The following is a 21,283-nucleotide window of genomic DNA, read 5'->3' as shown; positions in this document are numbered from 1 at the left end:
GCCGCTTTGCAAAATTTTTATTTTGAGTTCCACATCTGACGCATTCAAAGAGCGCATGTACCGTGTGATTCTATGGGGCGTGTAGAATTTTTCTGTCTGTTTTTTAATCAGTATTTGGGTCATTACTCTTGATTTGAAGGCGATTCATCAAAGGTTTGATGTTTCTAGCTGGCCGATTTCACTGAATCAATAAGTATCTAAATTTCAAGAGGTAAGATGAGCAGGATCCTTTTGACCGGAGTGTCCGGCCTTGTGGGCCGTGCTGTTCACGAGCGGTTATCCATCTCCCCGATAAATGAATTGGTTGCAGTGCTGCGAACGCATGTAAACGATTTGCCTGAGTCCACAGTCGTTGCGAAAGTTGCCGATATCGATGGAAATACAGCTTGGGGGGATGCCTTAGGTGGATGCAGCGCTGTTGTTCATGCTGCGGCACGTGTCCATGTCATGAATGAAACCTCAAGTGACAGCCTTCGTGATTTTCGTCGGGTAAATGTTGAAGGATCTCTCAATCTGGCCCGACAAGCAGCACAAGCGGGCGTTCGTCGCTTTGTATTTATTAGCTCGATCAAGGTCAATGGCGAAGGAACAGTTCCAGGCGCTCCTTATTTTGCAGATGCTGAACCTGCACCAGCAGATCCCTATGGTATTTCTAAAATGGAAGCCGAGCAGGGATTAAGGGAGATCGCCAGGAAAACCGGGATGGAGGTTGTCATTATCCGGCCCACTCTCGTTTACGGACCGGGCGTGAAAGCCAATTTTCTGAATATGATGCGTTGGTTGAACAAGGGAGTGCCGCTGCCATTGGGGGCGATTAATAATCGCCGTAGTCTGGTGGCGCTGGGAAATCTGGTTGATTTAGTTGTTACCTGTCTGAGTCACCCTGCGGCTGCCAATCAGACCTTTCTGGTTAGCGATGGTGAGGATCTTTCTACGACTGAGTTGTTGCGTAGAATGGGGCAAGCCCTTGGCTCTCCGGCTCGTCTACTGCCTGTACCCAGTTGGATGCTTGAGACAGGGGCTACGCTTCTCGGCAGAAAAGCTCTTTCCCAGCGCTTATGCGGTTCGCTCCAGGTCGATATCAGTAAAACCCGCGAGTTGTTAGGCTGGACTCCTCCCCTGAGTGTTGATGCTGCACTGCGTGTCACCGCTCAGCATTTTATTGAACAGCGTCAGTAATCCGCAGGCGGTCCAACGAGCGCAGTTATTCTCATCCGGATGTTAGCGCCTTGGATCTGTCCGCTGATGAACTCTCATATGGTTTCAGGAACTGAATCGTAAATGGCAATTTGGTACTTTTTTGCGGGGGTGGCACTTGCCTCGCTTTTGCTCACATGGGTACTACGTCGATACGCATTGGCGCGCAGCCTTATGGATATACCTAATGGGCGTAGCTCTCACACGGTGCCAACGCCGCGCGGGGGCGGGGTGGCAATTGTCCTTAGTTTCCTTCTCACTTTGCCGTTTCTGGCGTTAGCAGTTGAGATGCCATTGCCTGTTGTATGGGCACTGACGGGAGCTGGAGGACTGATAGCAATTGTTGGGTTTCTGGATGATCACGGGCATATCGCCGCCCGCTGGCGATTATTGGCGCATTTCCTTGCCGCGGCGTGGGCATTGCTCTGGTTGGGTGGGCTGCCGACTATCAAAATTTTTGGGGCTGACATCAGCCTTGGTTGGCTGGGCCACGCCCTGGCTGCTTTTTATCTGGTCTGGTTGCTCAATCTCTACAACTTCATGGATGGAATTGATGGTATCGCCAGTGTTGAGGCTATTTGTACGTGCCTGGGGGCTTGCCTGATCTATTGGTTGACTGGCAATGAGCATTTGATTTGGTCGCCATTGTTACTGGCGATGGCTGTGCTCGGATTCCTCTACTGGAATTTCCCACCGGCACGCATTTTCATGGGGGATGCGGGCAGTGGTTTTCTCGGCATTATCCTCGGCGTCCTGTCTCTGCAAGCTGCGTGGGACTCGCCACAATTTTTATGGGTGTGGCTGATCCTGCTGGGCGTATTCATCGTTGACGCTACTTTCACCTTGATCCGGCGTCTGCTGAGAGGGGACAAGGTTTATGAAGCGCACCGTAGCCATGGATATCAATTCGCTTCCCGACAGTTTGAGCGCCATCTGCCGGTCACGCTTGCAGTCGTGTTTATTAATCTGTTCTGGTTGCTGCCAATAGCGCTTGGCGTCGGTCTTCTTGGGCTGGATGGTATTATTGGTGTTGCGCTGGCTTATCTGCCTTTGATTTTCCTGGCACTCAGATTCCATGCTGGAGAACTGGAACAAAAAAGCTGATGCACATCTGCATGGGTTAGCGTGGAACACGTATTGGCTTGCTGACCAAATAAATCAATACACCATGGTTATCAAGCCTAGGGATTGAGGTAGTAACAGAGGTTATGGATAAAATACGAACATATCTATTGAGCCTTCCGCGCCGACAAAAGCGCTTCCTTCAGGTGGCCACCGACATTGTGTTGGTTTGGATCGCCTTGTGGATGGCGTTTGTTGTGAGGTTGGGGTTCGATGATCTGAACAATCCCTTTGTCGTTCATCTCTGGCTATTTTTGAGCGCGCCGGTGGTGGCAATTCCGCTTTTTGTCCGGTTTGGAATGTATCGCGCGGTGATGCGTTACTTTGGTAACGATGCGCTGATCGCCATTGCCAAAGCAGTCAGTTTATCTGCGTTGATACTGGCCCTGGTTGTGTACTTGTACAGTAATCATCAAACGGTCGTCCCTCGTTCCATCGTGTTCAACTATTGGTGGTTGAGCATGGTTCTGGTAGGTGGATTACGTCTGGTGATGCGCCAGTACTTTATCGGTGACTGGTTTACCGCAGCACAGCATGTTCCTTTTACTAATCGCGATGATGGGCTGCCCAAGGTTGCCATCTATGGTGCCGGAGCTGCCGGTAACCAGCTTGTTGCTGCATTGCGCATGGGCAAGCTTATGCGTCCCGTGGCCTTTATCGATGATGACAGCAGCATTGCCGATCGGGTGATCTCCGGGTTGCAGGTCTATAAACCAAAACACATCAAACAGATGATTGATGATACAGGGGCGATCGAAGTGCTCCTGGCTATCCCTTCATCAAGCCGCAGTCGTCGTCGGGAAATATTGGGTTTCCTGGAGAAGTACCCACTGCACGTGCGCAGTGTTCCCGGTTTTATGGACCTTGCCAGTGGTCGGGTAAAGGTCGATGACATTCAAGAGGTGGATATTGCTGACTTGCTGGGGCGTGATGCAGTGCCCGCGCAGGAGGAGCTGCTTGCCCGTTGTATCAAAGGGCGAATTGTTCTGGTGACGGGAGCGGGTGGGTCTATCGGCTCTGAACTTTGCAGGCAGATACTTTCGTCCGAGCCAACGACGCTGCTGCTGTTCGACCATAGTGAATTCAATCTTTACAGCATTCTGTCAGAGTTGGAGCAGCGCATCGCGCGCGAATCATTGCCGGTCAAGTTGCTACCCATTTTAGGCTCGGCCCGTAATCAGGCGAAGTTGTTAGATGTGATGACAACCTGGAAGGTCGATACGGTCTACCACGCCGCGGCGTACAAGCATGTGCCGATGGTCGAGCACAACATTGCCGAAGGTGTCCTGAATAACGTCATCGGCACACTGAATACGGCTCAGGCCGCTTTGCAGGCAGGTGTCGCAAACTTTGTACTTATCTCTACAGATAAGGCTGTTCGCCCGACCAATGTCATGGGCAGTACCAAGCGTCTTGCCGAATTGACTCTGCAGGCGTTGAGTCGTGAACTGGCTCCCGTTTTTCTGGGCGATGAGTCGAATATTTCTCGAGTCAATAAAACCCGCTTCACCATGGTTCGCTTCGGCAATGTGCTGGGGTCTTCCGGTTCAGTCATTCCGTTGTTCCATAAGCAGATCAAATCTGGCGGCCCGCTAACGGTCACCCATCCCAAGATCACCCGTTACTTCATGACCATCCCTGAAGCGGCTCAATTGGTGATTCAGGCCGGCTCCATGGGGCAAGGCGGTGATGTTTTCGTGCTGGATATGGGGGAGCCGGTCAAGATCGTCGAGTTGGCGGAGAAGATGATTCACCTTTCGGGCCTGAGCGTGCGTTCGGACAAGAACCCGCATGGTGATATCGCCATCGAGTTCACAGGTCTGCGTCCGGGTGAAAAGCTTTACGAAGAGTTGCTGATTGGCGACAACGTTGCTGCGACCGATCACCCCATGATCATGAGTGCCAACGAAGACCATTTGCCTTGGGATGTATTGAAGGTCCGGCTGACCGAACTGCTTGCTGCTGTTGAGCTGGATGACTACGCCCGGGTTCGCCAATTGCTGCGCGAGACGGTCAGCGGCTATACCCCGGACGGGGAGATTGTTGATTGGATTTATCAGCAGCGGCGCCTCAAACCCTAGACCTACATAAGCTGTAACTCACCCACTTTTGACTTGCCCGGCACATCACCTAGGTTTGGAAGGCAGCTTCGGAAAAGCTGCTTTTCCTAATCGATGTCATGGAGAGTCACCCAATGCGTAACCCTTACTTTTCTTCGTTGATCTTTGCATTGCTGGCCGGCGTGGCGGCGACTGTCGTCAACGCTGCTCCTGTTGCCAAATCGCAAACTGAAGCTCCGATCGTTGCTTCAGCTCCCGCAACGGTCGCGGTTACCAAGCTCGATTTGAATACCGCTGATGTAGCAGCATTGCAGCGTGAGCTTTTCGGTGTCGGTGAAACCAAAGCGAAGGCCATCATCGCTTATCGCGAAAGCAATGGCCCGTTCACATCGGTGGATGAATTGCTGGAAGTCAAAGGGATCGGCAAGGTGTTGCTGGAAAAGAACCGCGAGAAACTCGAGGTCAATTGAAGCTGATCTAACGTCTGAAGCCGGTCATTGACCGGCTTTTTTTTGCGTTGGTTTTGGTGAGTGTAGGCAGGCTTTTATTGTGAGCTGAACGTTGCGAGGCAGGCGCTGCGCAATGTGGCTGCGGCCAAGATTCCCAAGTGCTTCACGCAAGCCTGTTCAGCTCGATGACGGTGGCGTCTGCTTCAGTTGCTCACGCGCGACATCCAGTATACGTCGAGCTAGCTCGGTGCTTTGCACACTGCGCGACAGTACCAGGGCACCAACCAAGGTCGACATGATCAGCAGGCTTTGATCGTTAGCCTGCTCTGTACCCAGCAAGGCGTTTTGCACTTGCTCAAGTCGGGCCTTGAGGATGGCATCGGTGGTGGGGCTTGGCTGGCCGCGCAAGCCCAATTCTGCGGACATGGTCGGCAGGGGGCACCCTTGGTGAGGGGAGCTTTGATGCCATTCGGAAAGGTAGTTGTCGATAAAGGCGTGCAGCGGTCGCTGCTCGCTAAACAGCTGGGCGCAATGCTCGTCGAGCTCTGCAGCCGAGGCTTGCAGGGCTTTCTCGACCAGTTCGTCCTTGGACGCGAAATGCGAGTAGAAGCCTCCGTGGGTCAGGCCTAAGGCTTTCATCAGCGGTTGCAGTCCGGTGGCGCCGATACCGTCACGTCGGAAGCGCTGCGAAGCCTCTTTGATGATGCGCTGGTGGGTCTGGGCTTTGTGGTCTGGTGAGTACCGCATCTTAGAAATCTCCACAAACTGAGGCGCCATCTTAACCAAGGTTAATCAGATGGTGACTGTACTTCAAAGCCCCGACGGCCAGCTGTCGGCGGAGTCAGTCCGGTGCTGGCGGGATGTGGGTGGTTGGCACGATTAGTGGTTATCTGTTGTTCAGTGATTGTTGAACAATGTCGAGGCGCCCCATGAGTGCAGGTGTGTCACTGGCCGATCAGATCAGGCTCGAATTGCGTGACGATATTATCGGTGGGCGCCTGCTGCCCGGGATGGCGTTGATCGAAAGCGAGCTGGTGGCGGCTTACAACGCTTCGCGCAATACCATCCGCGAAGCCTTGCATCAGCTTGGGCAGGAAGGCTTGACCCGTTATGTGCGCAACAAGGGGGTCATGGTCCGGCGCTTGGGCACGGAAGAAGTACGTGATCTGTTCCAGGTGCGCCGGACGCTGGAGTTGCAGGCCATCGCCAATAGCCGGCCTTTGCGCGACTACCAGTCCGATCGCATGCTCGAATCCATTGAGGCCGCGCAGTTGGCCTGGGAGCGTGAAGACTGGCGCTCGGTAGGCACCCATAGCCTGGGTTTCCACCAGCATGTTGTGGGGTTGATGGGCAGTCGGTTGTTCGACGAGTTCTTCACCAACGTTGTGGCACAGATGCGACTGGTGTTTTGTGCCGCCCCGGACGAGCAGCATTTCCAGGCCCCCTGGCTGACGCGGGACCGGCAGATCCATGACTTGCTGGCCGAAGGCGACAGGTACCAGGCGGGTGTGGCCATGGAAGGGTATCTGGACGACTCCGAGCGTTTGCTGCTCGATATTCTCAACCAGGCTTCCCGTTAAACCGCGAGGGCTTCAACCATGTACAAGGACTATCCAGCCGCTTATCAGGTGAGCAAAGGCTCTGCTTTGCAGGTAGACACAGCGTTTTATGAGCGGATCCGCGATACACCCGACAAGCGCCGGCTGATCGAGCAGTTCGAGGTTCCGATCCGCACCGGGCGTGCCTGGAAAGTACCCGCCGGGCATGTGTTTCGGGTGACCACCCCGGTGGGGCCTCAGGTTGGCGACTTCAATGTCTGGAATGCCAATGACCCTCGGGAGCGGTTGTGGGCGGCGCGAACCCGGCAATTGCAGGGTGCCCACGTCAGCACCCATGACCGGCTCTGGTCGAATCTCCCGTTTCTGCGGCCGTTGGTCACCATCACCGATGACAGTCTGGCCAGCTACGGCATCGATGAGCATGGTGGCCGGGTGCATGACCTGCTGGGCACGCGCTGCGACCCCTACGTCAACCGGATGCTGACCGGCGAGGACTTCCATCACCATTGCCACTCCAATCTGACCCGCGCCGTGCTGCCCCATGGTCTGACCGAGTTCGATGTGCACGATGTGTTGAATATCTTTCAGTGCACCGGGCTCAACCATGACGACCTGTATTTCATGAAGGCCTGTCCGGCGCAGAAGGGCGACTACCTCGAGTTCTTCGCCGAGATCGACGTGCTGTGTGCGTTGTCGACCTGTCCCGGCGGCGATCTGTCGTTGCCGATGTGGGGGCCGGATGCCCAGGATCCGTTGAGCGTCTGCCGACCGTTGGGGGTGGAGATTTATCAGCTGGAGGAATCGTTGCTCGAGGGTTGGAGCCAACCCGAACGTGCGGCCTATAAGGGGCAGCATGGTCTGCAACTGGCCAGGGCCGATTGGGAATAGCGGCCATTGAAAAGCCCCTTCCTGATCAGGGAAGGGGCTTGAGGTTTAACGGTCTTGCGCTTCCTTGGCATCCATTTGTGCGTTGCGCTCGGCGACGCGTTTACGTTGCTCATCGGTCAGTTCCACCTTGTCGGCGGTGTCGCGCAGCATCATCAAGCCGCCGACGATCGAACCTATAGCAACCACCAGAATCAACCAGGCATACCAGGGCATAGGGCTCTCCTTGATGGCAGGCCGGTGGGCGAAGGGTTCGCCTGCGAGCCTGCCTGTACCACTTTGAGTTAAAGCGTTTCGCAGTGGTTCCATTGTATGCCTGATCAGGCGGGCATGCGTCCGCTCCGTTGTCAGAGCCCGGTGAGCATCGCGTCCGCTGGAGCCTCGGCGCGCAGTTGCGCGGTGAGCTGGAAGTAGATGAAGCCGGCCGCCATGAAACCGAGAAAGATCAGCCCGATCAGGGTGTTGAACCAGGCCATGGCCACCAGGCAAACCACCGCCAGTGCCAGGGCGATGGCGGGTACCAGCGGGTAGCCCGGGGCACGGAAAGTACGTTCCAGGTTGGGCTCGGTTTTGCGCAGCTTGAACAGGCTGAGCATGCTCATGATGTACATCACAATCGCTCCGAACACCGCCATGGTGATCATTGCCGCCGTCAGTGTCATGCCGCCCAGGTTGATCAGGCCGTCACTGTAGATGGCGGCGATGCCGATCAGGCCGCCCGCGACGATGGCACGGTGCGGGGTCTGGAAACGTGACAGTCTGGCCAGCGATTTGGGCAGGTAGCCGGCGCGGGCGAGGGCGAAGAATTGCCGAGAGTAGCCAAGGATGATGCCGTGGAAGCTCGCCACCAGACCGAACAGGCCGATCCACACCAACATATGCAGCCAGCCCGAGCTTTCACCGACCACGGTCTTCATCGCCTGGGGCAGCGGGTCGTTAATGTTCGACAAGGTGCGCCAGTCACCCACGCCGCCGGCAAAGAACATCACGCCCATGGCCAGCAGCACCAGGGTCAGGATGCCGCTGATGTAGGCCTTGGGAATGGTGCGTTTCGGGTCCTTGGCTTCTTCGGCGGCCATGGCTGCACCTTCGATGGCGAGGAAGAACCAAATGGCGAATGGAATGGCTGCGAACATCCCGGCAATCGCCGGCGCGCCGAAGGTGTCCGAACCGGCCCAGCCCTTGAGGGCGAAGTTGCTGAAGCTGAACGCCGGAGCGACCACGCCCATGAACACCAGCAGTTCGGCCACCGCCAGCACGCACACCACCAGTTCGAAGGTGGCGGCCAGTTTCACCCCGAGAATATTCAGCCCCATGAACACCAGGTAGGCGCCGACTGCGGCGTGTTTTGGGTCGAGGGCGGGAAACTGCACGTTCAGGTAGGCGCCAATCGCCAGGGCGATGGCCGGCGGGGCGAAGACGAACTCGATCAAGGTCGCCAGACCCGCAATCAGCCCGCACTTTTCACCAAAGGCCCGACGGCTGTAGGCAAAGGGCCCGCCGGCATGGGGAATCGCGGTCGTCAGCTCGGTGAAGCTGAATATGAAGCAGGTGTACATGGTCGCGACCATCAGTGAGGTCAGCAGAAACCCCAGGGTCCCGGCCACGCCCCAGCCATAACTCCAGCCGAAGTACTCCCCGGAAATCACCAGGCCGACCGCAATACCCCATAAGTGCAGCGTGCCCAAGGTGGGCTTGAGTTGTGTGTTCATCGCATGCTCCCTGAACGGTTTGAAGTGCTCGGAGGGGAGGGCTGCACGGCCATGCCAGTCTTGGCCAGTACGTCGCAAAGCTGTGAAAGCTGTCGTATCGAGGATGTTTAGCCCTTTTTCGCCCCTGAAAGCGTTCGAAATGGGGCGCCAGCGTGCCTTGCATCGGGGCGCCGCTGTTGGCGTGGCCAATGGTGATCGGCCCCTGGCAGACCGGCGTAAAGGGCATGCAAAGCCACTCTTTACGCTTTCTTTATGCCTGACCCACCGCGTCGATCTCGTTCCTTTACAGGCTGCCTGCGGACAATGCCCCTACACGCGGCAATCGCCGTAACTCGGAGAAATTCCATGAGCGTTCTGGACGGGGTGTCACTGCTGTTGGCAGTGGGGCTGTTCATTTATCTACTGGTTGCGCTGTTGCGCGCGGATCGGAACTAGGAGCAGCTATGCACAGTTATGACTACGGGCTGATCCTGGCTTTTTTCGCCCTGGTGCTGCTACCGGCGCCGTTGCTGGGACGGTTCTACTACAAGGTAATGGAAGGCCAGCGCACCTGGTTGACACCGGTGCTGGGGCCGGTGGAGCGGGTCTGCTATCGCCTTTCCGGGGTTGATCCGCAGACCGAGCAGAGCTGGCAGAAGTACACCCTGGCGTTGCTCGCTTTCAACCTGGCGGGCTTTGTCCTGCTGTTCGCGATCCTGCTGTTCCAGGACCACCTTCCGCTCAATCCGCAGAACCTGCCGGGCCAGGAGTGGACGTTGGCGTTCAACACCGCCATCAGCTTCATGACCAACACCAACTGGCAGAGTTACAGCGGCGAAGCCTCCCTGAGCTACCTGAGCCAGATGGCAGGCCTGACCGTGCAGAACTTCGTCAGCGCCGCCACCGGCCTGGCCGTGCTGGTTGCCTTGTGCCGTGGCATCGGTCGTCGCTCGGCGCAAACCCTGGGTAACTTCTGGGTCGACATGACCCGCGCAACGCTCTATGGCTTGCTGCCGTTGTGCCTGCTGCTGGCGCTGTTCCTGGTGTGGCAGGGCGTGCCTCAGACCTTCGCTCACTATGTGAATGCCCTGACGATGCAGGGCGCCGATCAGGTGATCCCCCTGGGCCCGGCGGCCAGCCAGATCGCCATCAAGCAACTGGGGACCAACGGCGGTGGCTTCTTTGGCGCCAACTCGGCCCACCCATTCGAAAACCCGAGCGCCTGGAGCAACCTGTTCGAGTTGGGCTCGATCATCCTGATCCCGGTGGCCCTGGTGTTTACGTTTGGCCATTACGTCAAGGATCTGCGGCAGAGCCGGGCCATCATCGCCTGCATGCTGGCGTTGTTCCTGATTGGCGGCGCCACCTCGCTGTGGGCCGAATACCAACCCAACCCTGCGCTGAACAATGTGGCGGTGGAGCAGACCGCGCCGCTGGAAGGCAAGGAAGCGCGTTTCGGTACGACTGCCACCGTGCTCTGGTCGGTGACCACCACCGCGGCGTCCAACGGTTCGGTCAACGGCATGCATGACAGCCTCAACCCCCTGAGCGGGATGGTGGCGCTGATCAACATGATGGTTGGCGAAGTGATCTTCGGCGGCGTGGGAGCCGGTCTTTACGGGATGTTGCTCAACGTGTTGATCGCGGTGTTCCTGGCCGGGTTGATGATCGGGCGAACCCCGGAATACCTGGGCAAGAAACTGCAGGCCAAGGAAGTGCAATTGCTGGTGGTGACCCTGATGGTCATGCCGATCGGTGTGCTGGTGCTGGGGGCGGTTGCCGCCAGCCTGCCGGTGCCCGCATCGGCCATCAGCAACCCCGGGCCCCATGGTTTCAGCCAGTTGCTCTATGCCTACACCTCGGCCAGTGCCAACAACGGCTCGGCCTTCGCCGGCTTCAGCGCCAACACTGCCTTCCACAACCTGATGCTGGGCCTGGGCATGTTGATCGGGCGCTTCGGCTACATCCTGCCGGTACTGGCCCTGGCCGGTAGCCTGGCGATGAAGAAGACCGCGCCGATTGGCCAGAACAGTTTCCCGACCCATGGCCCGCTGTTCGTCACGCTGCTGACGGTGACCATTTTGCTGGTGGGTGGCCTGACGTTCCTGCCAACCCTGGCACTGGGGCCTATTGCCGAACACCTGAGCATGGCTGCCCTTGGGTTCAAGGGCTGAGGATTAGACGATGAATATGCATGTTCCTGCTGCAAAAAAATCTGCGCCTGATGCTGCTGGCGGCACGCCTGGCAGCTCCCGGCCGGCGACCTCGGAGCAGTCGAAAACCGCAATCTCGGCCCTGTGGCGCCCGGCGCTGGTCCAGGCCTTCGTCAAGCTCGACCCGCGCCAGCTCAAACGTTCGCCGGTGATGCTGGTGGTGGAGCTGACGGCGGTCCTGACCACTGTCCTGTGTGTGCTGCCGGACCCTGCGGTACCGACCTTCGTCGCCGCGCAAATCGCTCTGTGGCTGTGGTTTACCGTGCTCTTCGCCAACTTTGCCGAAGCCTTGGCCGAGGGGCGCGGCAAGGCTCGCGCCGACAGCCTCAAGGCGGGCAGCGAAGGCTTGAGCGCCCGGCGGCAAAAGGACGATGGCAGCTTCCAGGTCGTACCCGCCGCCAGCTTGCGCAAGGGTGATGTGGTGCGAGTCGAAGCCGGGGAGATGATCCCGGGTGATGGTGAGGTGATCGAAGGGATTGCCGCGGTCAACGAAGCGGCAATTACCGGGGAGTCGGCCCCCGTGATCCGCGAGTCCGGGGGGGATCGCTCGGCGGTCACCGGCAATACCCGGCTGGTGTCTGACTGGCTGCGGGTGCGGATTACCGCCAACCCCGGCGAGTCGACCCTGGACCGCATGATCGCCTTGGTGGAAGGCGCCAAGCGCCAGAAAACGCCGAATGAGGTGGCGCTGGATATCCTGCTGATCGGCCTGACCCTGATCTTCCTGCTGGTGGTGGTGACCTTGCAGCCCTTTGCCCACTTCGCCAACGGCAGCCTGCCACTGGTGTTTCTGGTGGCGTTGCTGGTGACCTTGATCCCGACCACCATTGGCGGCCTGTTGTCGGCCATCGGCATCGCCGGCATGGACCGCCTGGTGCGCCTGAATGTGATCGCCAAATCCGGGCGAGCGGTGGAGGCGGCGGGGGACGTGCACGTCCTGCTGCTGGACAAGACCGGCACCATCACCTTCGGTAACCGCCGCTGCACCGCGATTCACGCAGCGCCTGGGGTCAGTGCCAAAGAGATGGCCGAGGGCGCGTTATTCGCCTCCCTGGCCGACGACACCGCCGAGGGCAAGTCCATCGTCGAGTACCTGCGCGGGCTTTATCCACAGCCTGAACCGGCGATCGAAGTGCTGACTGCCGTGCCGTTCAGCGCAGAAACCCGCTTGTCAGGGGTCGATTACCAGGGGCGGGTCTATCGCAAGGGGGCGGTGGATTCGCTGCTGGCCTTTGTCGGCCTGCAACGCAAGGACCTGCCTGCGGCGCTGTCCCGGGAGATCGACCAAATCGCCCAAAGCGGCGGTACTCCTTTGCTGGTCTGCGCCGAGGGCAAGCTGCTGGGCGCGATCCATCTCAAGGACGTGGTCAAACCGGGCATCCGCGAGCGTTTCGCCGAGCTGCGCAAGCTCGGGATTCGTACCGTGATGGTGACGGGTGACAACCCGCTGACCGCCGCCGCCATTGCGGCCGAAGCCGGTGTCGATGACGTGCTGGCCGAAGCCACGCCGGAGAAGAAGCTGGCGCGGATTCGCCATGAGCAGAATGACGGGCGACTGGTGGCCATGTGTGGCGACGGCGCCAACGATGCCCCGGCCCTGGCCCAGGCGGACGTCGGCATGGCGATGAACGACGGCACCCAGGCGGCCCGCGAGGCGGCGAACATGGTCGATCTCGACAGCGATCCGACCAAGCTGCTGGACGTGGTGCAGATCGGCAAGGAGCTGCTGGTTACCCGAGGCGCACTGACCACCTTCTCGATTGCCAACGATGTGGCCAAGTACTTCGCGATCCTGCCGGCGTTGTTTGCGGCGATTTATCCACAACTGGGCGTGCTCAACGTCATGGGGCTGACCAGCCCGCAGAGCGCGATCCTGTCGGCGATCGTGTTCAACGCCCTGATCATCGTCGTGCTGATTCCACTGGCATTGCGTGGGGTGCGGGTGCAGGCAGCCAGTGCGGCCCACCTGCTGCGGCGCAACCTGTTGATTTACGGCGTGGGCGGGATCGTGGTGCCGTTCGTCGGTATCAAGCTGATCGACATGCTGCTGACCGCGCTGCACCTGGTGTAACTCCCCGTTGCAGGGGCCGGCTGACCCGCCTGCTCCTGCCGGGATCGGACTTGATGAATCGAGGATTGAAAGATGTCTAGCGTATTGCGTCCGGCCTTGAGCCTGATGGTATTGATGACCCTGATCACCGGTGTCGCCTATCCACTGGTCGTGACCGGGGTCGCCCAGTTGGCCTTCCCGGACCAGGCCAATGGCAGCCTGGTGCGTGACGCCGACGGCAAGGTGCGTGGCTCGGCCTTGATCGCCCAGGATTTTGTCGGCGATGCCTGGTTCCATCCACGTCCTTCTGCAGGTGCTTTTGCCACGGTCTCCAGCAGCGCCAGCAACCTGGCACCGAGCAACCCGGCCCTTGCCACGCGGGTGATCGATGACGCCAACAAACTGCTGGTTCCTGGCCAGGGACCGGTGCCCCTGGCCTTGCTCACCACCTCTGGCAGTGGGCTGGATCCGCACTTGCCTCCGGCAGCGATTACCTATCAACTGGCGCGGGTCGCGGCGGCGCGCAACCTGCCCCAGGCCAAGATCCAAGCGCTGGTGGACACGCTGGTCGAGCAGCCGCTGATAGGCCCTCCAGTGGTCAATGTGCTGGCCCTGAATCGGGCCCTGGAAACCTTGTAGGCACAGCCGCGGCTGTTTACTGCCGCTGCGTTGATTAACTTTTTTGTTGCAGAGAGTTCCGCCCATGAGCGATTCCGGCCGCGCCGACGCGCTGTTAGCTGATCTGCCCCGCGATGGACGCGGTCGGCTCAAGGTTTTTCTGGGCGCCGCACCGGGCGTGGGCAAGACCTACGCCATGTTGCAGGCGGCCCATACGCAACTGCGCCAGGGGGTAAAGGTCCTGGCCGGGGTGGTCGAGACTCACGGCCGCGCAGAAACCGAAGCCTTGCTCGGCGGCCTGCCGCAACAGCCGCTGGTGCGTTCCGAGTATCGCGGGGTGATGCTGGAAGAGATGGACCTCGACGGGTTGCTCAAGGCTCGGCCCAAGCTGGTACTGGTAGACGAGTTGGCCCACAGCAACGCCCCCGGCAGTCGCCATGCCAAGCGTTGGCAGGACATCCAGGAACTGCTGGCAGCTGGGATTGACGTGTTCACCACGGTCAACGTGCAACACCTCGAAAGCCTCAACGATCAGGTGCGCGGCATCACCGGTGTGCAGGTGCGCGAAACCTTGCCTGACTGGGTGCTGCAGGAAGCCTATGAGCTGCTGCTGGTCGACCTGCCGCCCCGAGAGCTGTTGGAGCGCCTGCGCGATGGCAAGGTCTACGTGCCGGAGCAGGCGCGGGCGGCCATCGATGCCTTCTTTACCCAAACCAACCTCACTGCCTTGCGCGAGTTGGCGATGCAGACCGCGGCGGCCCAGGTGGACGATGACCTGGCCCAGGGCTATCGGCAGCTGGGGCAGGCGGCGCCGGCCGTGCGCGGCCGATTACTGGTCGGGGTCGATGGTGATGCCCAGGCCGAACGCCTGGTGCGGCATGCGAGCCGGGTGGCACAACGTCGGCACCTGCCCTGGAGCATGGTGCATGTCGACAACGGCAGTGTGCGTGACGAACAGTCGCGCCTGCGCTTGCAGGCGGCGCAGCAATTGGCCGAGCGCCTGGGCGGTGAAGTGGTGTTGCTGCGCGCCGCCGAAGTGGCGAAAACCCTGATTCAGCATGCGGCGGAGCGGCGGGCGAGCCTGGTGCTGGTCGGCCAGTCCAGTCATCGCCTGCGCCGACGCTGGTTCGGCGGCGGGCTGGCGGCGCGTTTGCTGCGTCAGGCCAGCGGCCTGGAAATCAACGTCCTGGACAGCGAAGCGCAACCGCATCAGCCACGGCTGCGTACTGAGCAATCCGTGGCCTGGTTCGACTACGGGTTGGCGCTGCTGGCTACGGCCTTGGCCAGTGCCCTGGCCTGGGCGGTGGCCAGTGTGCTGCCGCTGCCCAACATCTCCCTGGTGTTTCTGGCCGCGGTGTTGCTGGTGGCGGTGCGCAGCAGCCTGGGGCCGGCGCTGGCGTGCGCGGTGCTGTCGTTTCTGACCTATGACTTCCTGTTTATCCCGCCCAGTTTTTCCTTCTCGATCCAGCGCGAAGAGGATGTATTGACCCTGGTGTTCTTCCTCATGATGGCGGCCCTGACCGGTAACCTGGCTGCCCGCCAGCGCCGTCAGTTGCAGGCATTGCGTGATACCCAGGAAGAAACCAGCGAGCTGTTGGATCTGTCGCGCAAACTGACCGCGGCTACCGATCGCCAGGCGGTGATCAGCGCTGCGGCCCAGCACTTGAACGGCTGGAAGGACTTGAAACTGTGCCTGCTCAACCGCGACGGGCAGGGCGACTGGAAGGTGGAAACCGGTGGCCCGCTACAGTTTTCCGAAGCCGAGCGTGCGGCTGCCGATTGGGCTTGGCAGCATGACCAGCCGGCCGGCCATGGCACCGGTACCTTGCCTTTTGGACGCTGGTGGTGGTGGCCGCTGTCGGTGGACGAAGGCCCACTGGCTTTGTTGGGGGTTTGCCCGAAAGAGGGCACGGAACTTACCGGGCAACGTCGGCGGTTATTGACCGCCTTGAGTCAGCCGCTGGCCCAGGCGCTGGCGCGGGCGCAACTGGCCGAAGACCTGGAAGCCGCCAGGCTGCACGGCGAAACCGAACAGCTGCGCAGCGCCTTGCTGGCCTCGGTGTCCCATGACCTGCGCACTCCCCTGACCTCGATGCGCGGCAGCATCGACAGCTTGCTCGCGCTGGGCGAGGCGATTCCGCTGGAGGACCGCCGCGAATTGCTGGAGGGCACCCGTGACGAAGCCGAGCGCCTGGACCGCTACATCCAGAACCTGCTGGACATGACCCGCCTCGGCCATGGTGCCCTGAAGCTGGCACGGGACTGGGTGGCCCCCGGGGATATCGTCGGCAGTGCAATGAACCGCCTGCGGGCCGTGCTCGCCTCCTTGCAAGTCAGTACCGATGTGCCCGCGCAGTTGCCGCTGTTGTATGTGCACGCGGCCTTGATCGAACAGGCGCTGGTGAATGTGCTGGAGAACGCCGCGCGGTTCTCTCCCGCCCACGGTCGTTTGCAGTTGAGCGTCGGTGCGAGTGAAAGCGAACTGTGGTTTGCCGTGAGCGATGAGGGGCCGGGTATTCCCCAGGACGAGCGGGAAAAAATCTTCGATATGTTTTACACCGCCGCCCGGGGTGACCGAGGCGGTCAGGGCACCGGCCTGGGGCTGGCGATCTGTCAGGGCATGGTCGGTGCCCACGGTGGGCACATCAGCGTCGCCGAAGGCATTGAGGGACGTGGCACCTGTATTACCCTGTTCCTGCCGTTGCCGACGCAACCTGCCGCTGAGGCCCAGGTGTGATTGGCTGTCCGGCATCGCCCAGGCCAGGCCCGCGCAGGCAGCGCTGGGCTACTCTTTTGCAACTTATTTGTCTTGAATGGAAATCATGAGCCAGACCGCGACCATCCTAGTCATTGACGACGAACCGCAGATTCGCAAATTTCTGCGCATCAGCCTGGCCTCCCAAGGCTACAAAGTGATCGAGGCCGGCACTGGCAATGAAGGGCTGGCTCAGGCCGCGCTGAACAAGCCGGACCTGCTGGTGCTCGACCTGGGCCTGCCGGACATGGACGGGCAGCAGGTGCTGCGCGAGTTTCGCGAATGGTCGAGTGTGCCGGTGCTGGTGCTCTCGGTGCGTGCCAGTGAAATCCAGAAAGTTGAAGCACTGGACGGTGGTGCCAACGATTACGTGACCAAGCCCTTTGGGATCCAGGAGTTTCTGGCGCGCGTCCGAGCTTTGTTACGTCAGGCGCCTGTCGGTGAAGGGCAGGAAGCCGCGCTGAGCTTTGGACCCTTGACCGTGGACCTGGCCTATCGCCGGGTGCTGCTCGAGGGCGTGGAAGTGGCCCTGACCCGCAAGGAGTACGCGGTGCTGGCGCAACTGGCGCGTCACCCAGGGCGGGTGATTACCCAGCAGCAGTTGCTCAAGGACATCTGGGGCCCGACCCATACTGAAGACAGTCACTACCTGCGGATCGTGGTCGGGCACTTGCGCCAGAAGCTGGCGGATGATCCGGCCCGTCCACGTTTTATCCTCACCGAAGCCGGGATCGGCTATCGCTTGTTGAACGCTGAGTCCTGAGCGTCCAGGCGTTCGGTGCTCAGTTCTGCTCGCTTTCGTAGCGGTCCAGGGTATCGCTGGCGATTTCCCGGCCCAGGGCGATCAGCTCCGGTGCCTTGTAGAACTCGAAAAAACGGCAGACGCGCTTGGGCACGTTGATCAGGATATCCGGCGGGTAGCCCGCGATTTTGTACTGGGCCAGGGAGGTCTGCATCACCTCGAAGCTCTGGTTGATCAGGTCCAGCAGCGAGGCCGGGCCGACGTTATCGATGATGAAGGATCCGGTGGCAGACTTCGGCGCCCCTTCACTTTCCGGTGCCGCCGCCGGTTGCTGGGCTTCGGGCTGGGCCGATTCGATCCAGGGATTGATCTCCGCTGCCTCGGCCTTCAAGGCTTCTTGCTCGATAAGCAACAGCTGTTCGGCCTGCTTGCGGCGAAAGGGCATGTGCGAACCCAGGGAACTGATCAGGTTGTCGAAGCGACTCTTGAAGGCCGGAGGGCGTTGAATCACCGGCAATTGATAGTGGCGCTGGTTGGTCGAGTTGAGGTTGACGGCGATGATCAGGTCGCAATGGCTGGATACCACTGGCACGATCGGCAGCGGATTGAGCAGGCCGCCATCCACCAGCATGCGGTTGCCCTGCATGACCGGCGTGAACAGGCTGGGGATGGCTGCCGAAGCGCGCATGGCCTGGTGCAGGCAGCCTTCCTGGAACCAGATTTCCTGTTGGTTGGTCAGGTCGGTGGCGACGGCGGTGTAAGGGATTCGCAGGTCTTCGATGTTGATTTCGCCGACGATTTTGCGGATCTGGCCGAAAACCTTCTCGCCGCGAATCGCGCCCAGGCGAAAGCTGACGTCCACCAGACGCAGTACGTCGAGGTAATCCAGGCTCTCGATCCATTCTCGATAATCGTTGAGCTTGCCGGCGGCGTAGATCCCGCCAACCACCGCGCCCATGGAGCAGCCGGCGATGCAGGCGATGTCATAGCCACGCCGTTCGATTTCCTCGATCACCCCGATATGGGCGTATCCCCGGGCGCCACCTGAGCCCAGAACCAGTGCAACACGCTTCTTCATGACTCGACCCTTAGGCAAACAGGCTCCAACAATGCACCCTTCGAGGGGGGCTGTTCAATCGTGGCCTGTATTGCGCTGCAGCGCGCGGTTTACCTAGGGAGTCGCAGCGCATGCAGCCATGCTGGCGCACGCTATATTTCCCGGGGGCAATCAAGGCACTTTTTTCGGTGCCGATCGTCTGATCTTGTACGACTGTGTTTTATTCCTGAGGTGTCATCGATGAAAGCCTGGATCTGTCTGCCCCTGATTGTGTTGGCACTGGCCGGTTGCGCCGGCAAAACCGCTTACCGCGACACCTGCGGCACGCAACTGGATGCGGCTTGGCATGAACTGGATCTGGCCAAGGCTGAAGGCTTTGCCGGTACCGTCAGCTACTCCAAGGCCTTGTCCCTGCTGACCGGGGCCAAGACCCAGCAACAATTTGAGGCCTTTGAAGGTTGCGCGAGCAAGGCCGAGAAGGCACGGTTCTACATCCGCGAGTCCCGCGCTGGCCGTTGATGCAATCACTGCTGCCGTGTGAGGTCGGGGAAGGGCCACCACCGCTGGCCGGCATGACGCAGCGCAATGCTGCATGCTGGTCGGCGGTGTCATTCTGAGGGAAACAGGTTGAGCCGTTCAGAGGCTGCAACCGTGAATGCTCGATGCGGGAGTCAATGATGTCAGCCTTGGTTGATCGATTGGTGGCTCAGGTCCTGAGCCTGGAAGTGCGTTTGCTGGCCTGTCAGGCCCGGCTCGCGGCAAGTACGGATCCCGAAGCACTGCATGACTTGCGCATTACCGTGCGGCGCTTGCGCAGCTTGTTGCGACCCCTGCGCGGTTTGCCTGGGGTGGAGCAACTCGAGGCGGCAGCGGGTGAGGTCGGTCAATTGACCACGCCCTTGCGGGATCGCGAAGTGCTGGCGGCCTATCTGCATCAGCACGGGCAGCATCAGGCCGCTGATCGGCGTACCGCGCAACTGGCCCAGGAGCTTCCGGCCGTCGCAACCGGGCCGCAGGTGCAGCAGTTGCTGATGGTGCTCGATGCGTTCCCACGGTTTTTGCGGGCGTCCGAGCGGCAGGGCATCTTGCGCAGCTTGCGCCAGCGCATCGAAAAGCGCCTGGCCAAACAGTGGAAAGCGCTGGATGTGGCATTGCATGACCCCGCCCATGATCGACACCGCCTGCGCCTGTTGATCAAACGCGTGCGCTACGCCGCTGATGCCTACCCCGAACTTGATCGTTTGCCGGCCAAGGCGATGTCCCGGCTCAAGGCGGCCCAGGGGGCACTGGGCGATTGGCATGACTGCTGGCAGTGGCTGGCGCAGGCTGAGCAGCAACCGGACTTGCAGCCCTGCGTGGGCGTCTGGCGCAGCACCATGCTCAAGGCACAAATCCGCGCTGACCGGGTGCTGGACAAACTCAGCGGCGATTGTTTCAAGTCCTGACCATGCGTTGACGGCTCATCTGTCCGCTTGTTTGGCGGGAATAAGTGCTGTGCCCCTGCTTTTGGCTGGTTACTATCCTCGAGTTCTTTTCCGCTCTCGAGGTTTCCATGCGCTTTTTCGATTTGCTTGATGCCGTTCGCCAGAATCCCCAGCAGCTGTCTATCCCGGCCGAGTGGGCCCAGGGGCGGGCGAGTTTTGGTGGCCTGGTGGTGGCCTTGCAGTACGAAGCCATGCGCGCCAGGGTTACGGCCGATCGTCCTGTACGTTCGTTGGCCATCACCTTTGTCGGGCCGGTCGAGCCAGATGTGCCGGTGAGTTTCGAAGTGGACGTGCTACGCGAGGGCAAGGCCGTCAGCCAGGTACTGGGCCGGGCGATGCAGAACGGGCAGGTGGTGACCCTGGTGCAGGGGAGTTTCGGTGCTTCCCGGGCCTCCGAGGTCAGCGTCGAGGCGCAACCGGCACCGGAAATGAAACACTGGGATGAGTGCCAGGAGCTGCCCTATATCAAGGGGGTAACGCCCGAGTTCATGCGCCACCTGGCCATGCGCTGGAGCATCGGCGGCCTGCCCTTTACCGGTAATCAATCCCGTGACATGGGTGGTTGGGTGCGCTTGCGCGGAGACGTGAAGGAAGAGCCGCTGACCGAGGCGCATATTCTCGCCCTGGTCGATGCCTGGCCACCGGCGTTGTTGCCGCACCTGCGCAAACCGGCGGCGGGCAGCACCCTGACCTGGACGATTGAATTCGTTCAGCCGTTGCTGGAATTGAGCACCCTGGACTGGTGCAAATACTGCGTGCATATCGAACATGCACGCGACGGTTATGGCCATGCTGCCGCCGCGCTGTGGAGCCCTGAAGGCGGATTGATAGCCTTGAGCCGGCAAACGGTGACGATTTTCGCCTGAGTCCTTTGCTGCCGAGTGGCACGGGTATCGCCCGGCCACCCGGCGGCAATGAACACTGGCCGCTAACAGGGTTGCCAGTAACCTGGCGAATAGCCCTGTCAGTGCCGGACCGCCCGCAACTTCAGGCTTCCAGGCTGTGACCACGACGTTGCAGCGACAGAGCGGCGACTACCGCGACTGCGCCAATGGCAACGCTGACCGCGCTGGGCGCGAACACCCCTGATGCAATCAGCAGGAAACCCACGATAAATAACGGGCCTGCAATCAACTGCAATACCAGGTTGGCCGAGTTGCGATGGCTTTCCGGGGTGGTGCGCCATTGCCATGCGGGGATGTTGGGATGACGTTTGCCCATGGTGTCCTCCTTAATTCATTTGTTGAAGCCGATGAATCAAGAATAGGGGCGACGCTGGGCAACATCGAATCAAGCGTTGCTATCGGGTTGATAGGCTATTGGGGGGATTCACACCGGCCAAGTCCCACGCCTGCGGCCAACCCATAACCTTGCAGGGCTGGGCTGGCCGATGACCTGCGA

At 60.1% G+C, this 21,283-nt stretch carries 19 protein-coding genes and 1 pseudogene; 15 read left to right on the top strand and 5 right to left on the bottom strand.

Going from position 1 to position 21,283, the window contains the following annotated elements; all coding sequences use genetic code 11:
• Positions 1-216 precede the first annotated feature (216 nt).
• The 4 genes from JFU57_RS31440 (at position 217) to JFU57_RS31425 (ending at position 4,849) form a co-directional block, all read left to right on the top strand.
• On the top strand, positions 217-1,179 hold the full coding sequence (locus tag JFU57_RS31440) for a UDP-glucose 4-epimerase family protein (RefSeq protein WP_201131922.1): 963 nt from the start codon (positions 217-219) through the stop codon (positions 1,177-1,179).
• A 102-nt stretch (positions 1,180-1,281) separates the two neighbouring features.
• Complete coding sequence (locus JFU57_RS31435; RefSeq protein ID WP_201131921.1) at positions 1,282-2,301, top strand: MraY family glycosyltransferase; 1,020 nt, start codon at positions 1,282-1,284, stop codon at positions 2,299-2,301.
• Positions 2,302-2,405: 104 nt separating this feature from the next.
• A complete protein-coding gene (locus tag JFU57_RS31430) occupies positions 2,406-4,400 on the top strand; it encodes a polysaccharide biosynthesis protein (protein ID WP_078470702.1) in 1,995 nt (664 codons plus the stop codon).
• A gap of 113 nt (positions 4,401-4,513) precedes the next feature.
• Positions 4,514-4,849, top strand: a complete 336-nt coding sequence (locus JFU57_RS31425; RefSeq protein ID WP_078470701.1) for a ComEA family DNA-binding protein — start codon at positions 4,514-4,516, stop codon at positions 4,847-4,849.
• Positions 4,850-5,005: 156 nt separating this feature from the next.
• Here the strand turns inward: JFU57_RS31425 and JFU57_RS31420 are convergent, their stop codons facing one another.
• Positions 5,006-5,575, bottom strand: coding sequence for a TetR/AcrR family transcriptional regulator (locus JFU57_RS31420; protein ID WP_078470700.1), 570 nt, complete (start codon positions 5,573-5,575; stop codon positions 5,006-5,008).
• A 182-nt stretch (positions 5,576-5,757) separates the two neighbouring features.
• Between JFU57_RS31420 and JFU57_RS31415 the strand changes: the two genes are divergently transcribed.
• Positions 5,758-6,408, top strand: a complete 651-nt coding sequence (locus JFU57_RS31415) for a GntR family transcriptional regulator (RefSeq protein WP_201131920.1) — start codon at positions 5,758-5,760, stop codon at positions 6,406-6,408.
• Positions 6,409-6,426: 18 nt separating this feature from the next.
• The gene (locus JFU57_RS31410; protein ID WP_078470698.1) at positions 6,427-7,275 is read left to right on the top strand and encodes an urea carboxylase-associated family protein; all 849 of its coding nucleotides are present in this window, start codon (positions 6,427-6,429) and stop codon (positions 7,273-7,275) included.
• 45 nt (positions 7,276-7,320) lie between these two features.
• Here the strand turns inward: JFU57_RS31410 and JFU57_RS31405 are convergent, their stop codons facing one another.
• Positions 7,321-7,488: a DUF2897 family protein gene (locus tag JFU57_RS31405; RefSeq protein WP_078470697.1), complete on the bottom strand. Its 168-nt coding sequence runs from the start codon at positions 7,486-7,488 to the stop codon at positions 7,321-7,323.
• A 131-nt stretch (positions 7,489-7,619) separates the two neighbouring features.
• On the bottom strand, positions 7,620-8,984 hold the full coding sequence (gene eat / locus JFU57_RS31400; RefSeq protein ID WP_201131919.1) for an ethanolamine permease: 1,365 nt from the start codon (positions 8,982-8,984) through the stop codon (positions 7,620-7,622).
• 345 nt (positions 8,985-9,329) lie between these two features.
• Between eat and kdpF the strand changes: the two genes are divergently transcribed.
• The 6 genes from kdpF (at position 9,330) to JFU57_RS31370 (ending at position 17,362) form a co-directional block, all read left to right on the top strand.
• Positions 9,330-9,419 (top strand): K(+)-transporting ATPase subunit F, encoded by a 90-nt coding sequence (gene kdpF / locus JFU57_RS31395; protein WP_007899818.1) that lies wholly within the window; start codon positions 9,330-9,332, stop codon positions 9,417-9,419.
• Between the two features lie 8 nt (positions 9,420-9,427).
• The gene (gene kdpA / locus JFU57_RS31390; RefSeq protein ID WP_020299655.1) at positions 9,428-11,137 is read left to right on the top strand and encodes a potassium-transporting ATPase subunit KdpA; all 1,710 of its coding nucleotides are present in this window, start codon (positions 9,428-9,430) and stop codon (positions 11,135-11,137) included.
• Positions 11,138-11,153: 16 nt separating this feature from the next.
• On the top strand, positions 11,154-13,247 hold the full coding sequence (gene kdpB, locus JFU57_RS31385; protein WP_446739680.1) for a potassium-transporting ATPase subunit KdpB: 2,094 nt from the start codon (positions 11,154-11,156) through the stop codon (positions 13,245-13,247).
• Between the two features lie 72 nt (positions 13,248-13,319).
• Positions 13,320-13,865 carry a potassium-transporting ATPase subunit KdpC gene (gene kdpC, locus JFU57_RS31380; protein ID WP_201131917.1) on the top strand — a complete coding sequence of 182 codons (546 nt, stop codon included), beginning with the start codon at positions 13,320-13,322 and terminating at the stop codon, positions 13,863-13,865.
• A 64-nt stretch (positions 13,866-13,929) separates the two neighbouring features.
• Positions 13,930-16,581, top strand: a complete 2,652-nt coding sequence (locus JFU57_RS31375; protein ID WP_201131916.1) for a sensor histidine kinase — start codon at positions 13,930-13,932, stop codon at positions 16,579-16,581.
• Positions 16,582-16,666: 85 nt separating this feature from the next.
• Entirely contained in the window at positions 16,667-17,362 is a 696-nt protein-coding gene (locus JFU57_RS31370) for a response regulator (protein ID WP_020299659.1), read from the top strand.
• A gap of 19 nt (positions 17,363-17,381) precedes the next feature.
• Here the strand turns inward: JFU57_RS31370 and JFU57_RS31365 are convergent, their stop codons facing one another.
• The gene (locus tag JFU57_RS31365) at positions 17,382-18,419 is read right to left on the bottom strand and encodes a patatin-like phospholipase family protein (protein WP_020299660.1); all 1,038 of its coding nucleotides are present in this window, start codon (positions 18,417-18,419) and stop codon (positions 17,382-17,384) included.
• A 219-nt stretch (positions 18,420-18,638) separates the two neighbouring features.
• Between JFU57_RS31365 and JFU57_RS31360 the strand changes: the two genes are divergently transcribed.
• From JFU57_RS31360 to JFU57_RS31350, 3 genes are all read left to right on the top strand, one after another.
• Complete coding sequence (locus JFU57_RS31360) at positions 18,639-18,917, top strand: hypothetical protein (protein WP_020299661.1); 279 nt, start codon at positions 18,639-18,641, stop codon at positions 18,915-18,917.
• Positions 18,918-19,075: 158 nt separating this feature from the next.
• On the top strand, positions 19,076-19,843 hold the full coding sequence (locus JFU57_RS31355; protein ID WP_201131915.1) for a CHAD domain-containing protein: 768 nt from the start codon (positions 19,076-19,078) through the stop codon (positions 19,841-19,843).
• A 107-nt stretch (positions 19,844-19,950) separates the two neighbouring features.
• Positions 19,951-20,748 carry an acyl-CoA thioesterase gene (locus tag JFU57_RS31350; RefSeq protein WP_201131914.1) on the top strand — a complete coding sequence of 266 codons (798 nt, stop codon included), beginning with the start codon at positions 19,951-19,953 and terminating at the stop codon, positions 20,746-20,748.
• 124 nt (positions 20,749-20,872) lie between these two features.
• On the opposite strand, the pseudogene JFU57_RS31345 reads toward JFU57_RS31350, so the two are convergent.
• A pseudogene (locus JFU57_RS31345) lies at positions 20,873-21,103 on the bottom strand (terminase); the annotation flags it as partial.
• Between the last annotated feature and the right edge of the window lie 180 nt (positions 21,104-21,283).

Source organism: Pseudomonas sp. TH07, from assembly GCF_016651285.1.
Lineage (GTDB): Bacteria > Pseudomonadota > Gammaproteobacteria > Pseudomonadales > Pseudomonadaceae > Aquipseudomonas.
This window is presented reverse-complemented; position numbering and strand designations above follow the sequence as displayed.